This is a genomic window from Lactobacillus kefiranofaciens (assembly GCF_014656585.1).
GTDB classification, from domain to species: domain Bacteria; phylum Bacillota; class Bacilli; order Lactobacillales; family Lactobacillaceae; genus Lactobacillus; species Lactobacillus kefiranofaciens.
The window spans coordinates 904,746-918,266 of sequence record NZ_CP061341.1 but is presented as its reverse complement, the minus strand read 5'-3'; the positions used below and the strand labels follow the sequence as shown (position 1 = coordinate 918,266).

15 protein-coding genes are annotated in these 13,521 nt (G+C 35.8%); 5 read left to right on the top strand and 10 right to left on the bottom strand.

Translation table 11 applies throughout. The features are described from left to right. Positions 1 to 63 precede the first annotated feature (63 nt). On the bottom strand, positions 64 to 240 hold the full coding sequence (rpsU, locus tag ICI50_RS04620) for a 30S ribosomal protein S21 (RefSeq protein ID WP_002880182.1): 177 nt from the start codon (positions 238 to 240) through the stop codon (positions 64 to 66). Positions 241 to 441: 201 nt separating this feature from the next. Between rpsU and ICI50_RS04615 the strand changes: the two genes are divergently transcribed. Together ICI50_RS04615 and ICI50_RS04610 are read left to right on the top strand one after the other, a co-directional pair. Next, the gene (locus ICI50_RS04615; RefSeq protein ID WP_056941045.1) at positions 442 to 1,275 is read left to right on the top strand and encodes a pyruvate, water dikinase regulatory protein; all 834 of its coding nucleotides are present in this window, start codon (positions 442 to 444) and stop codon (positions 1,273 to 1,275) included. Positions 1,276 to 1,458: 183 nt separating this feature from the next. Continuing rightward, entirely contained in the window at positions 1,459 to 2,082 is a 624-nt protein-coding gene (locus tag ICI50_RS04610) for a M23 family metallopeptidase (protein WP_056941044.1), read from the top strand. A gap of 60 nt (positions 2,083 to 2,142) precedes the next feature. Here ICI50_RS04610 and ICI50_RS04605 read toward each other — a convergent pair whose 3' ends face one another. After that, on the bottom strand, positions 2,143 to 3,021 hold the full coding sequence (locus tag ICI50_RS04605) for a YitT family protein (RefSeq protein ID WP_013853968.1): 879 nt from the start codon (positions 3,019 to 3,021) through the stop codon (positions 2,143 to 2,145). An 82-nt stretch (positions 3,022 to 3,103) separates the two neighbouring features. Further along, positions 3,104 to 3,673, bottom strand: a complete 570-nt coding sequence (msrA, locus tag ICI50_RS04600; protein WP_041817213.1) for a peptide-methionine (S)-S-oxide reductase MsrA — start codon at positions 3,671 to 3,673, stop codon at positions 3,104 to 3,106. Between the two features lie 167 nt (positions 3,674 to 3,840). On the opposite strand from msrA, the gene ICI50_RS04595 reads away from it, so the two are divergent. Further along, a complete protein-coding gene (locus ICI50_RS04595; RefSeq protein WP_013853966.1) occupies positions 3,841 to 4,485 on the top strand; it encodes a hypothetical protein in 645 nt (214 codons plus the stop codon). A gap of 32 nt (positions 4,486 to 4,517) precedes the next feature. Here ICI50_RS04595 and thrB read toward each other — a convergent pair whose 3' ends face one another. Beyond that, positions 4,518 to 5,381, bottom strand: coding sequence for a homoserine kinase (gene thrB / locus ICI50_RS04590; protein WP_013853965.1), 864 nt, complete (start codon positions 5,379 to 5,381; stop codon positions 4,518 to 4,520). A 12-nt stretch (positions 5,382 to 5,393) separates the two neighbouring features. After that, on the bottom strand, positions 5,394 to 6,629 hold the full coding sequence (locus tag ICI50_RS04585) for a homoserine dehydrogenase (RefSeq protein ID WP_188892039.1): 1,236 nt from the start codon (positions 6,627 to 6,629) through the stop codon (positions 5,394 to 5,396). A 112-nt stretch (positions 6,630 to 6,741) separates the two neighbouring features. On the opposite strand from ICI50_RS04585, the gene thrC reads away from it, so the two are divergent. Beyond that, positions 6,742 to 8,232 carry a threonine synthase gene (gene thrC, locus ICI50_RS04580; protein WP_056941043.1) on the top strand — a complete coding sequence of 497 codons (1,491 nt, stop codon included), beginning with the start codon at positions 6,742 to 6,744 and terminating at the stop codon, positions 8,230 to 8,232. A gap of 17 nt (positions 8,233 to 8,249) precedes the next feature. Next, complete coding sequence (locus ICI50_RS04575; RefSeq protein ID WP_013853962.1) at positions 8,250 to 9,605, top strand: aspartate kinase; 1,356 nt, start codon at positions 8,250 to 8,252, stop codon at positions 9,603 to 9,605. Positions 9,606 to 10,077: 472 nt separating this feature from the next. On the opposite strand, the gene ICI50_RS04570 is transcribed toward ICI50_RS04575, so the two are convergent. From ICI50_RS04570 to ICI50_RS04550, 5 genes are all read right to left on the bottom strand, one after another. Further along, the gene (locus tag ICI50_RS04570) at positions 10,078 to 10,746 is read right to left on the bottom strand and encodes a putative quinol monooxygenase (protein WP_013853960.1); all 669 of its coding nucleotides are present in this window, start codon (positions 10,744 to 10,746) and stop codon (positions 10,078 to 10,080) included. A gap of 130 nt (positions 10,747 to 10,876) precedes the next feature. Further along, a complete protein-coding gene (locus ICI50_RS04565; RefSeq protein WP_188892037.1) occupies positions 10,877 to 11,446 on the bottom strand; it encodes a hypothetical protein in 570 nt (189 codons plus the stop codon). A 72-nt stretch (positions 11,447 to 11,518) separates the two neighbouring features. Continuing rightward, positions 11,519 to 12,124, bottom strand: a complete 606-nt coding sequence (locus tag ICI50_RS04560) for a LysR family transcriptional regulator substrate-binding protein (protein WP_034536134.1) — start codon at positions 12,122 to 12,124, stop codon at positions 11,519 to 11,521. Between the two features lies 1 nt (position 12,125). Next, on the bottom strand, positions 12,126 to 12,314 hold the full coding sequence (locus ICI50_RS04555; RefSeq protein ID WP_013853957.1) for a hypothetical protein: 189 nt from the start codon (positions 12,312 to 12,314) through the stop codon (positions 12,126 to 12,128). Next, a complete protein-coding gene (locus tag ICI50_RS04550) occupies positions 12,301 to 13,464 on the bottom strand; it encodes a GNAT family N-acetyltransferase (protein ID WP_188892035.1) in 1,164 nt (387 codons plus the stop codon). Before ICI50_RS04550 ends, ICI50_RS04555 begins: the two co-directional genes overlap by 14 nt. Between the last annotated feature and the right edge of the window lie 57 nt (positions 13,465 to 13,521).

Here is a 13,521-nt window from a genome sequence, read left to right as displayed (position 1 = left end):
CCTTGACTTTGGGTAGAAAACAAAAAGCCTACCCATTTCTGGGCAAGCTCCTTGCAGACATTATTAATAATGTCTACGCTTACGTGCAGCTTCTGACTTCAACTTTCTACGAACACTAGGTTTTTCGTAGAATTCGCGCTTGCGGTATTCTTGTAAAGTACCACTTCTAGAAACGGAACGCTTGAAACGACGAAGAGCATCATCAATAGACTCGTTTTCGTGAACGATTGTCTTAGCCATGTGTGATCCCTCCTTCCATTTCTTGGCGTTACGCCATACATTTACTTAAATTATACCAAACTAATCTTTTGGGTCAATGCATTTTCTAATATTTTTTAAAAAAGTTTCTAGATTTTTCCCACTTTTAGATTGATTATGTTTTAGTTGTTAATCCGCTTTCATTAATAGTATAATTTATCTAAAAGAAAGAGGTACTAACATATGGCAGAAACAAATAACAAAGAATTAAATATTATCATCATTTCCGATGCTGCTGGTGATACTGCATTTAACAATGCTGCTGCAGCTGCTGCACAATTTCCTGATGCAAAGATCAACTATCGTCGTTATCCATTTATTACTGATCAAAAGAAATTAAACGAAGTTTTCCAGGAAATTGAAAAATACCCTAACCTCGTAATTATTTACAGTTTAGTCAAAGATGAAATGCAAATGCCCATTATAAAATTTGCACGCGAGCATCAAATCCAATGTGTTGATATACTTTCACCAATAGTAGAAGCAATTCAACAAATAACTCATTTAAAACCTAACCAAAAGATTGGTGCACAACACAGTTTGAATCAAAAATACTTTGACCGAATTTCTGCAATGGAATTCGCCGTAATGTACGATGATGGTAAAGATCCTAAAGGCTTCCTTGAAGCAGACGTTGTTTTGTTAGGTGTATCAAGAACTTCTAAGACACCACTTTCGTTATTCTTAGCTAACAAGAACCTGAAGGTGGCCAACTTACCACTTGTTCCAGAAACCCATATTCCAAAGGAAATTTATGAAATTGATCCTAAGAAGATTATCGGTTTGACTAATGACCCATCTGTTTTAAACGAAATTAGACGTCAAAGAATGATTTCTTATGGACTAAATCCAGATACTGCCTACTCCAATATGGATTCAATTAACAAAGAGCTTGAATCAGCACAAAAATTGTATAAGGAACTTGGCTGCTATGTCATCAACGTAGCTCACCGTTCAATTGAAGAAACCGCTGCTCTTATTCTAGAACACCTAGGAATCGACAATCAAGCTAACTAATCTAAAGTAAAATAATTAATCAATCATACGAAGGACTAAAAAATAAAATTTTAGTCCTTTTTTGCTGACTTTTTGTTAGTAGAAACGTTTTTGTAACTGTCTCGTAAAATAAGTGCGTTACAATGGTCTAGGTCAATTGATAGAGAGAAGATATATCAGGCACATCCTGATTAATATAGATATATGAAATTATGCAAACCAATTATTGCTTTATTAAGTGCAGTTTTAGTAGGTTCAAGCTTAAACATGACTAGTGCAGTCGCCTCAGCCGATACCATTGACGAAGCAACTACACTAATTACTGAAAAAATTAAGGACAACAAATGGGTTTACCCATTTAAGGCGTGTGACAAATACGGTGTCCGACCAATGTCCAATGCTCAAACTTTTGGAATGACCGACTATTTACGTTCAGTTAATCCGCCTTCTTATTTTCATGATGGCTGGGATTTTGGTCATTCGGAAGTTGGCTACTCACCTGTATACGCTATTCATGCCGGTAAAGTTAAAAAAGTTGCTTATGGTAGCGGACTAGGCTGGTTCATTTGGGTAATTAGCCCAGATAAATATGTAGAAATTTATCAAGAGGGCTTTAATAAAAAGAGTGACATCTACGTTAAAAAGGGCCAAAAGATCAAGGCTGGTCAAAAAATTGGTCGTTTAACTGGTTCTCACCTTCACTTAGGCGTCACTAAGACTACCAAAAAGTACATCAACAAACATGGCTTTCCTTGCAATAACTGGAACGTTAATAACGGCACGTGGTTAAACCCAATTAATGTCATTAAAAAGCATTATAAAAAGTAATTAAATTGTATTTTCAATAGTAAACAAAAACGCGTTGGATTAACCAGCGCGTTTTTTGGATTATACAATTTCTTGTTCTTTAAACCGCCCGTATACTTTTTCAACTTCACCAACACTCATGAAAGCGTAAGGATCAGCTTGTTGAACGATTTGCCTAATGTCATACATATCGTATCTATCGATAATCGTAATTAACACAGTTTTTTCAATGTGACTGTATGCACCCTCAGCATCATGTAGAATCGTAATTCCACGGTGCATTCGATTTTGAATGCCGTCGATAATATGTTGCGGATGTTGCGTTACAATCATTACCTGCATTTTTTGATGTTGCGTGTAAACTGCATCGATCACACGCCCGTTAATAAAAATAGTTAAGGCTGAATAAAGGGCACGTGTCCAACCGAACATAAATCCAGCGGCAGCAATGATAATTAAGTTAATAAAGATATTAAACTTACCATAACTAATGCCAGTTTTCTGTCTAATTACAATTCCTAAAATATCAAGTCCACCAGTCGAAATACCATTTTTTAAAGCTAGGCCAGTTCCGATCCCGTTAATTGATGCACCAAAGATTGCACAAACTACCGGATCAAGATGCATCTGCCATGGCTGAATTGCATGCATCATAATCGAACCCAAGGCAACGGCAACAATGGTAAAGAATGTAAACTTATGACCAATTTTAAACCATGCCAAAATAAACAGAGGAAAATTCAAGGCAAAATACATCAATGAAGTTGATAAAGTAAAAGGCAAAAATCTCTCACTGACAGTGTTAATCAACTGCGCAAACCCTGTAATTCCTGATGAATACATGTGCCCTGGCGTCCAAAAGAAGTTCAAGGCAATAGCGACTGCAATCGAATAGAAGAATGCGGCAGACAATTTAGAAATAAAATTATAACGCCTGTTGAATTTGTCTAATTGATCCATAATATATCAATCCTCAATCAAATACACTTTTGTGAACATGTTAAGTTTAACAAAAGTTAAGAGCAGGACCAATAGAAAAAGTCTATTTCTTCCAGTGTTTTTTAATAAAGTCAGTGCGACCCCCTGCTTCTTCAAGAGCATATCTTGCTGGATCTTTTTTATAAAACTCTTGATGATATTCCTCTGCTGGATAAAATGGCTGTGCTTTTTCAATTTTGGTAACAATCGGTTGATCAAAACGACCACTATTAGCTAAATCCGCTTTAGATTTTTCTGCTGCTTTCTTTTGAGCTTCAGAGTTATAGAAGATTACAGGACGGTAATTGTCACCACGATCTTGAAATTGTCCCATTGCATCAGTTGGATCCGTTACTTGCCAATAATAGTCTAATAGCTTTTCATAGGAAATTTTATTTGGATCATAGATAATTTCTACTGCTTCAGTATGACCGGTTTTACCAGTACATACTTCTTGATAAGTAGGATTAGCAACGTGTCCACCAGTATAACCTGAAATCACTTTTTCCACGCCGTCTACTGTATCAAATGGTTCCACCATGCACCAAAAACAACCGCCGGCAAAGATAGCCGTATCATATTGGGCTTTTGCCTTGGTATCAATGGCTTTAACTTGCTTGTTATTCTCTGTCATTCTTGGTAAATCCTCCATTTTCTTTGAATTTTCCTGCTTATCGATATTATACAACGTATCTCATAAATTTCTAATAATATAACTTAAATGTTTAATAATAAAAATTATGTAAAGTATCCTTTGACCTCAATAAACGCTATAATGCATAAAAAGAAAGGTGAATCTACATGAGTTCATATTACACATTAGTTTGGCGTGAGAATGAATTAAAGTCTTATTCAACTGATAAGCTTAACTATATTTTTAACACAATTAACCATCCCTTCCCAGTTAGATATCGTCAATTTTACCCTAACCGTATTGAATGGCAAAAAGCTGTCAATCATCATCAAGCGACTATTAAAAAAGTTAAAAATATAATTAGCACGCGTCATGATGCACATGCCGTTCGTAAAATTTGGCTGAAAAAGCATCACCAGCAAAATATTAACCAAGCTGGTTACACTGCTGAACAATTAGCAAATAAGTTACCCTATATGGCTAATCAACTAGGTGCCTTTATGGAGATCGAAGACATTGAGATCAAATACTTTGACGATGAATTAAAGCCACGTTATGATCTGACTGATTTTCAGGATATTAATACTGAAAATTATGCTAATAGTGGCTTTACACAAAACGGCATAACTAAAGTGGCTTTTTTAAAACTATATCCCAAGATTAAGTCTAAAGAACTAGACAAAATTTTAGATATTGCTAATTGTGAACTTGAAACAGACGATGATAAAGAAATTATTCCTTACTGGTATGCTGTGAATGCTAAAAGAGTATTAGTTGATGGCGATTCATTCGCTGAAGCATTTGATGAATAAATTCAAAAACGACTCAAAACAGAGTCGTTTTCTTAATCTATAATTTGTACACCATACTCATCAGGCTGCAGGATAACCGTTTTGTCTTTCAAGTCATGTTTCTTAAGCCCGGATAAAAATCCATTCACATGTTCTGATTCAATCCAAGTCATGATTGTCGAGCCCGCACCACTAAGGTAAGTTGCTAGACCATGCTTTTGATGAGCAACTTCACGTACTTGTAACAATTCTGGTACTAGCCTTTCTCGATATGGTTCATGAAACGCATCTTGCTCCATTAACTCACCTGCAAGATTATATTTTTGAGCAAACAAGCTTGCAACAAAAGTATTAGCAATCGCTGAACCGTGAGTTGCCGTTTTAAAGTTTAACTCCTTTGGTAAAACTGCACGAGCCTTTTTAGTTGGCAAATTATAGTTAGGTACATATGCAACTAATGTATACGGTGGCAATGGTGCGCTAACTGCATCAAAATGATGCCCTACTTCTGTTCCTACGACTAAACCGCCCAAGATTGTTGGGGCCATATTATCTGGGTGACCTTCAATTTTTGCCCCAATTTGAACTTTTTCCTCATTAGATAACCCTAATTTGCCAAAATAATCAGCTAGCTCAATCCCTGCAGCAATTGCACTAGAACTGCTTCCTAAGCCATGAGCTAATGGAATATCGCTTTTAACATTAATGTGCAATGGCTTTAATCCAGGATAAACCTGTAGAGCCGTTTGAATAATTAAATTATTTTCATCATGAGGAATACCCTTCATAACGTGATCAACTTGGAAGCGGTCTGCTACGCCCATAACCTCTACTTCCAAATATAGAGAAACTGCCATCCCCACCGAATCAAAACCTGGTCCTAAATTTGCCGTTGAAGCCGGTACTTTAATAATCATATTATTCCTTCTTTACTGCAAAATCTTATAGTTAGCCCGTAAGTATGAATCTTGAATAGCCAAATCCTGTAATTGCCGTCGACTAATATCTTCCGTTACAACTACTGTCTTCTTGTCTATTCGCTTAATCTCTCTAATTGGAATTTCTAACTTAGATAGTAACTTACTCAGCGCGAATAAAGTCTCTTCAGCCTCAAAAGATAAATAATAAGGATATTTTACATCCTCTGAAGAAGTGAGCTTCATTATTCTGGAGAAGTTACTAAAGGGTCTACCATTAATCTGTTTGACAAAATTGCTAGTTTCGGCAATCACATCGCTCATAACTGAATTAGCAGTAGCAGAACTACCTGCTCCTGGACCAGTAAAAATTACTGTTCCCAAGCTCTGACTCTTAATCTGCAATGCATTAAGCTCATTTTTAATATGAGCCATAATGGCGTTCTCAGGTAAAAGACAAGGAGCTACTTCTACAAACAATTTACCAGCAATATTCTTGGCGATACCGATTAACTTAATTACGTAGCCCATCCGGCTAGCTTGTCTAATATCAAAATCTTGCAAGTTATTGATACCCTCAATAGTAAAATCATTAATGCCGATCTTGGTACCAAAAGCAAATTTACTTAAAATAACAATCTTATAAGCTGCATCTTTACCTGTAACATCATTAGTGGGATCAGCTTCAGCAAAACCTAACTGCTGTGCCATCTTCAATGCAGCCTCATAGCTTAAGCCTTTCTCACTCATCTGCGACAAAATATAGTTAGTCGTACCATTGATAATTCCCTGAATCTCGGAAATAATGTCGCTAGCATAAGAGGTGCTCAACGTACGTAAAATGGGGATCCCGCCAGCTACACTAGCATCATACATTAAATCGCACTGCTGGTTAGCCGCTAAAGAAATTAATTCTGAACCAAAAGTTGCCATTAAATCCTTATTAGCTGTAACCACATTCTTACCAGCTTTCAGAGCTGCGGTAATGTATTCCTTAGCTGGATGCAACCCACCCATTAATTCAACCACAATCTTAATCTCAGAATCATGCAGAATCTCATCAAAACTCGTAGTTAATTCAACTTCATTAGCTAAATTCTGATGCTTAGCGGGATTACGTACTAAGGCCTTCTTAATTACAATCTCTTCTCCGCTTGTTTGTTTAATTTTTTTCTGATTATTTTTAATAATTTTTAAAACACCGGAGCCTACGGTTCCTAAACCAAGTAATGCGATTTTGATTGCCATTGTACTATTCCTCTTTTTAATGATTTTCTTATTTTTATGATTGTACCACAGGGACAAAACAAGTTACAATAGTTAATATATTTATATTTCAAATAAGATAGGAAGATTATTTATGCAATATCGTAGTACTCGCGGTTCCAAAAATCAGACTTTAAATTCACCCGCTGCAATTATTCAAGGATTGGCCCCAGACGGCGGTTTATACGTACCGGTAAAGTTTCCAAAAGCTGATTTTAAATTAGAAGACTTACCTAAACTTTCTTATAAACAAATTGCCGCTATGATTATTAGTTTATTTTTCGATGATTTTTCAAAAGAGCAAATTAAATCCGCAGTTATTAATGCTTACAGTGAACAATGGGATGATCGTAGTATTGTGCCAATTGAAAAGCATGACCATAACTTCTACATGGAGCTCTTTCATGGTCCTACATTAGCTTTTAAAGACATCGCCTTGCAAATGCTGCCACAGTTAATGACACGTGCTGTCCAAATTGAACAGACTGATCATAAAATTATTATCTTGACGGCTACTTCTGGAGACACCGGAACTGCTTCAATGCGTGGTTTTGCTAACCAAGCAGGAACAGATGTGATTGTCTTCTATCCTGAAGGCGGTGTTAGTCCAGTTCAATTAAAGCAAATGCTCAGCCAACGTGGTAAAAATTTGCAGGCTATTGCTATTAAAGGCAACTTCGATGATGCTCAAACCGAAGTCAAAAAAATCTTTAATGATGAGCACTTCAAAATGCGACTTATTCAAAATGATTTTCAATTCTCTTCTGCCAATTCCATGAATATTGGTCGTTTAGTGCCACAAATCTCTTATTATCTCTACACTTACGGGCAATTAGTTCGTCGGCAAGAAATTAAATTAGGCGACGAGGTAAACTTTACAGTCCCCACTGGCAACTTTGGTGATATTTTAGCTGGCTACTATGCCAAAAAATTGGGTTTGCCAATAAAAAAACTAATTTGCGCCTCTAATGAAAACAATGTCCTAACCGATTTCTTCGAGAACGGCGTTTATGACAAGCGGCGTAAATTCCATGTGACTAATGCACCTGCAATGGATATTTTGGTTTCCAGCAACCTGGAAAGATTATTGTTTGATCTTTATGATGAAAACAACCAGCAAATTGCTAGTCTAATGAATCAATTAACCCAGCGCGGTCATTATCAAATAGATAAGCAGATCTTCACCCAATTAAAGCATATCTTTTCTGCTGGCTTCGCCACTCAAAAGCAAGTCCAAGCAGAAATTAAACGGATTTATAATTATGATCGCTATGTCATCGATCCACATACCGCAGTCGGCTCTTATGTTGCTCACCAATATCAAAAACAAACTAGTGACACCACTAAAATGATAATCATCTCTACTGCTAGTCCTTATAAGTTCCCTGAAACCGTCTATGAGGCTATTACTGGTCGTGAATGTCCTCAAACTGGCATCCCAGCTATTAAGAAATTACATGAGAAACTTGGGGGTCAATTAGCAATCGGCGTACGTGCTTTGTTTGACCGCGAACCTCATGCGGAAAAGATAATCGAACCAGCCGATATGGAAAAGATGATTAGTACTATTTTAAATTTGAAATAATTTAAAAGGGGATAAATATGAAAGTTGTAAAATTTGGTGGATCTTCCTTAGCTAGTGGCAATAATGTTGATAAGGCACTCAATATTATTAAAAGTGATCCAGACCGTAAAATTATTGTGGTTTCCGCTCCTGGGAAAAGAAATGCCGCTGATATTAAAGTAACTGATTTATTAATTACTTATGCCTACACTAGCTTAAGAAGCAACAACTATGACAATATTGCTAACAAAATTTTTAAGCGCTATGAATTAATTGCACAATATTTCGATCTACCCGAAAAAGAATTGGCGGAGATTAAGCGACTTTTATTTGCTTTACCTAAGCTTGACTATCCTAACGCGGACTATCGCATGGCTACCTTTAAAGCTCATGGTGAAAGACTTAACGCAATGCTAACAGCAAAGATTCTACAACATCAAGGAATCAAAGCGCGCTTTTTAGAGCCTAAAGATGTTGGCTTAATCGTCACCGGCACGCCTAACAATGCAGAGGTCAATCCAGAAACTTATATTAATTTAAAGCGGATTCAGCTCCAAACGGATGAGCGAATCATTTTCCCTGGCTTCTACGGTATCACTCCATCCGGACATATCGCTACCTTCTCGCGTGGTGGATCTGATATTACAGGTGCAATTTTGGCTCGCGGCTTCAATGTGGATTTATATGAAAATTTTACGGATGTTGACGCGATCTTCTCCGCCAATCCCAGCATTATCGATCACCCTAAACCAATCAAAAAGATGACCTATCAAGAAATGCGAGAATTATCTTATGCTGGCTTCTCCGTTTTTCATGATGAGGCGTTAATTCCTGCAATTCAAGGTGAAATTCCAGTTAATGTTAAAAATACGAACGCTCCTGAAAAGCCTGGTACCTTAATTGTCCCTGAAGATAACTTTGTTCCTCAAAGAACAATTACCGGTATTGCTGGCGGAAAGAATTTTGCCGCCTTGTACTTGAGAAAATACATGCTTAACAAGGGATCTGGTTTCACATTAAAGTTAATGGAAATCTTCAATAAGCATCACGTCTCATATGAACATATGCCTTCTGGAATTGACGACTTAACGATTATCTTCAAAAAAGATGCCTTAAGTGATCAACTAATTGATGTAATCTGTAATGAGATTCAAACTAGTCTTAATCCAGATCAAATGCAATGGATCGATGATTATGCTATTACCATGGTAGTAGGTGAAGGAATGAAGGACAAACTGACGCTCTGTGCTAGTATCCTCTACCCTTTGGGTAAAAAGAACATCTCCATTCAGATGATCAATCAAGGGGCATCACAAATCTCAATTATGATCGGCACAAGACGCCAAGATGAAGAAGCAGTGATTAAAACTATCTATGATAATTTCAATGCATAAGCATAATTTAACATAATAATTATTATATGAATCAATTGCACATAAAACAAAAAAGCTCACAAATGAGCTTTTTTAGATTGAATTAATTTATTGATTATTTACTATCAACCAATGTCTTCAACATTAGACTTGACTCTAACTATATTTTACTTGCTTAATTCTACTTTGCCTAGCTTTATTTTCTTAATCAATCCCTAAACATTTATCTAAAAATTCTTAATAATTGCTTGTTATAGTTTAAACATTCAATGGAAAGGATATGTATATCGATGATCATTCTACTCTTAATCGCTTTACTAATTACCGGCTTAGTAGCCATTACTTTAGCTTTAAGCAAGCTTCCTACAATTAAGCCAATTCCTGTAAAAATAAGAAGATCTCATAATTATCATAATTAATAACGACGTTTAAAACTTTTCTCGCACAAAAAATCCAAGCTATTCAATAGTTAGAATAGTTTGGATTTTCTTTCTTATGGACGATAAAAAATTTCGCTCTGATCTGCAATGCAATCTGGTTTTAACAAATGAAGCCCCTTGCTTTCTACACAGTATTTAGTTGCTTCCAGATAACGTTTAAAATGCTTAGTCTTCAGGTGTTGCTGATAAGCAACATCATTTTGATAAACTTCAATCGACAGCCATTCATTAGGTTGATTCAGAATCGTCCCCGCAATCATGGCTATAATACCTTCTTCTTTTTCTACAGCCGTTTTCATTTCACGTAACACACCGTTAGCAAATTCATCGCCTTTGCCTAACTGTACGCCAATTTCAGTGAAGTAAACAACATAATCGTTTTGGTTGCCGACCATTAACTTATCCGGCTTAGTCGAGATAAACTCTGGTTGCAACTCCACTTCTACATGATTAGTCAATAATTGCATTGCTATATCCTTAAATTTTTTAGTTGAATTAGATTCATTGTGCTTCTTATATCCAGCTCTATCTTGGAAGCAAGAAATCGCATAATTCTTGTAGCCCGCTTCATCTTCATGACCAGTCAGCAAAAACAGAGTACTTTCTTCTTGTTTAACCGAGGCTGACATATACTGTTCACTTGCTTGAGCGAATTTAATATGGTCTTCTGGATTAATTTCTAATTTAGCTAAACGTAAAATAGGTACTTTTTCTAATCTCATTTTCAAATCCTCACGAATAATTTTTACATTAATTATAATTGATTCTTTGAAAATTTAAATCAAAATATTTATTTAACATAATTTATAATATTAAAAGTAATAAAGATGCATCCCTGACGAATGCATCTTTTTACATCGTATAATTTACTTTTGCAAATTTATAATTTTTCATTTTTTTAGCTAGCTTTTTACTTCTATAATAGTTACCACCATCATATCTACAATAGTTACCACCATCATATCTACTAGAATAAATTAAGATATAATGCTTCTTGCCATTAATTATCTGGAACACCACCTGATACAGGCTCCAATTTTCAAAACTAATCCATGGGTCAATCTCATAGAAAACATCGCCCTTAAGCTTCGTAGTCTTACCCGACATCCAGTTCTTAGTAACTTGATCAAATGCTTGTTGTTTCTTAACCTTTCCATTAAAGTAATCACTAACTATACTACTTTTTTGAGAATAAACTGGCTTGCCATTAAAACTATGTGCAGTAAAAATAAGCTTACGTCCATTATGCGCGTCACGGTCATATGAATACCAAACGCCACGCATTTGCTTAGGAATAGTAACTACCCCATCATTGCCATACGCAGCTTGAACCGTGCCAGCCTGACTAAGAAGTCCGCTCAGTCCAAGAACAAAGACCATAGAAGTCAATGGTAATAATTTTCTCTTCAGCATTTTAATCATCTCCAGATTATAGCGTCATTGTATTCGCTTTCACGGTTAATTTTACAATAATGTCACAACCAAAGGCAAATCTTAATATTCTTTTTGTAAAATGGCTAAAAAATTATAGATTAATGTACTTTCTTTTGGATAAAATGCCATAATTGTCTGCCATAATTGTTGCTGATGGTCCAACAAAAATAAACTTTGTAGGTCTTCACTACGGATTGATTTGACCGTATTTTCATTCAGCAAAAAGTACCCTGATCCTGATGCTACCAGCAGTGCAGCTTCTGCTACTGAATTAGCAGCAATAAAATGACTAGGAAGACGATATAAATCCTTGAACAAATGCAGTTCCACAACTTCTTCTTCTGGTTTAGCAACAATAAAGCAAGGTAAATCAGCTAATTCAGCTTTATCAATCATCTGCATGCCATTAGGAAAACTGTCCTTAGGCAAAACCGCTTTAATTCCTAAACGAGCAAGCTTAGTTTGGTGATAGTCATTTTGTTCATCACGCAAATCGCAAATCCCTAGATCTACTTCTTGATCAGCCAATTTTTCAAACACTGCGTCATAGCCTGTTGCAATTAGTTTTATTGTACAGTCAGGATATTTCCGTTCAAATTTTCTTTTGGCTTGTTTCAATTCTATTTGACCTAACTGGTTAAAATAAGCCACCTTTAATTCATTCATCTTATTCATTTAGCGGTGCGTGACCCTCGGCAGCTATTCTCTTTTTGTCTTTTTTAATCTGATATTTATTAAGCATAATCATTAAAGAGACAATTGCATTAATACCACTAATTACGATACTGATTGCTTTCAATAAGTTCAGTTTCTTTTGTCTGCTCATCTTAATGCCTACCTTTCTAGAAATAGTCATAAAACGAAACTCTGCCTTTAACAAAGTCCAGTTTCTTAATGCGATAATCAGTTATTAACCCTAATTTAACCGCTTCTTTTAGACTTAAGCGACCTAAAAGCACCTGTGTCCAAGCAGTAATCGAACCGGAAAAATCAACCAATTCATCTTCTTTTCTAGTCACGGTTACTTCTTTATTTTTACGCATTAACTGCCAAACACCAATATTCCAGGGACAAAGATCATCAGCAATTACTTCTAAGTTAAATATCCCTTCTTGCATAGGTCGCATACAAGACAGAACTTTTTGAAAATCAATAATCCGACTCATCATATAAGGATGCAAGCGAATATCTAATTGATGCTGCTCTGGAAAAAGCTCAGCTAACAAAGAATCTTCTGGTAAAATTATTCGATATTCTTTAACTGAACCGGCGTGCGAACCCATAAACCCTAACATACTTAAAATTCCAGCTGGCGTAATCGAATAAAGTTCATCCGCTAAAAAGCGGTCGTTCTCAATTCGATAGATGAGATAACTCATCGGTCGTCCATCAGCATCAAAATAAACGGCAAAATTTCTATGAGCATAATAAGAATCAAGTCGATTCCACCACCATGCTTCACGGATTACCGTATTACGTTCATCATCAGTATGAAGTTGACGTTCATATAACTGAATGACACCATTTTGCACATTCAGATCATTCCATTTACCCCGAATAATTCTTCCCGTCTTAGGTAAACAGAAACTTTGCAAAACATTACTTGCAAAACGATACTCTTTTTGATAAATACTATTGCTAAAGCCATAATGACGATAAAAGCTCTCAGAAAACGGTGCTAGATTAGCAAATGGTACCTGCTGTTGATGCAGGTCTTGCAGTACTTCTTGCACTAAATGAGAAATGTGACCTTGTCCGCGATATTCCGGATAAGAAGCAACATAGCCAATTCCTGCCATCTTTAAATGATGTCCAAAGACCTCACTCTTAAACTTATTTACCATAATGTAGCTAGTCAGTTTTTGATCAAAATAGCCATAACCCTCGCTATGTTGATAACGACTCATGAAGTTAGCATCTTTAGTTAGATCTTTCTTTTTCAAAAAAGCATATTTAATTAATGCGGCAATTTGCTTAAGATTGTCTGAATTATTTTCTAATTTCATACTTTTCCCTATATTAAAAATATATATCTATTAATTCATTCATTATCATTTTATCCC

What these genes read in the sequence shown, in the direction of transcription:
- ICI50_RS04550 (WP_188892035.1), bottom strand. Translation starts at nt 13,464, where the DNA reads ATGAAATTAGAAAATAATTCAGACAATCTTAAGCAAATTGCCGCATTA.
- ICI50_RS04560 (WP_034536134.1), bottom strand. Translation starts at nt 12,124, where the DNA reads ATGAATGAATTAAAGGTGGCTTATTTTAACCAGTTAGGTCAAATAGAA.
- rpsU (WP_002880182.1), bottom strand. Translation starts at nt 240, where the DNA reads ATGGCTAAGACAATCGTTCACGAAAACGAGTCTATTGATGATGCTCTT.
- msrA (WP_041817213.1), bottom strand. Translation starts at nt 3,673, where the DNA reads ATGACAGAGAATAACAAGCAAGTTAAAGCCATTGATACCAAGGCAAAA.
- ICI50_RS04615 (WP_056941045.1), top strand. Translation starts at nt 442, where the DNA reads ATGGCAGAAACAAATAACAAAGAATTAAATATTATCATCATTTCCGAT.
- thrC (WP_056941043.1), top strand. Translation starts at nt 6,742, where the DNA reads ATGCAATATCGTAGTACTCGCGGTTCCAAAAATCAGACTTTAAATTCA.
- ICI50_RS04610 (WP_056941044.1), top strand. Translation starts at nt 1,459, where the DNA reads ATGAAATTATGCAAACCAATTATTGCTTTATTAAGTGCAGTTTTAGTA.
- thrB (WP_013853965.1), bottom strand. Translation starts at nt 5,381, where the DNA reads ATGATTATTAAAGTACCGGCTTCAACGGCAAATTTAGGACCAGGTTTT.
- ICI50_RS04555 (WP_013853957.1), bottom strand. Translation starts at nt 12,314, where the DNA reads ATGACTATTTCTAGAAAGGTAGGCATTAAGATGAGCAGACAAAAGAAA.
- ICI50_RS04570 (WP_013853960.1), bottom strand. Translation starts at nt 10,746, where the DNA reads ATGAGATTAGAAAAAGTACCTATTTTACGTTTAGCTAAATTAGAAATT.
- ICI50_RS04565 (WP_188892037.1), bottom strand. Translation starts at nt 11,446, where the DNA reads ATGATTAAAATGCTGAAGAGAAAATTATTACCATTGACTTCTATGGTC.
- ICI50_RS04595 (WP_013853966.1), top strand. Translation starts at nt 3,841, where the DNA reads ATGAGTTCATATTACACATTAGTTTGGCGTGAGAATGAATTAAAGTCT.
- ICI50_RS04585 (WP_188892039.1), bottom strand. Translation starts at nt 6,629, where the DNA reads ATGGCAATCAAAATCGCATTACTTGGTTTAGGAACCGTAGGCTCCGGT.
- ICI50_RS04575 (WP_013853962.1), top strand. Translation starts at nt 8,250, where the DNA reads ATGAAAGTTGTAAAATTTGGTGGATCTTCCTTAGCTAGTGGCAATAAT.
- ICI50_RS04605 (WP_013853968.1), bottom strand. Translation starts at nt 3,021, where the DNA reads ATGGATCAATTAGACAAATTCAACAGGCGTTATAATTTTATTTCTAAA.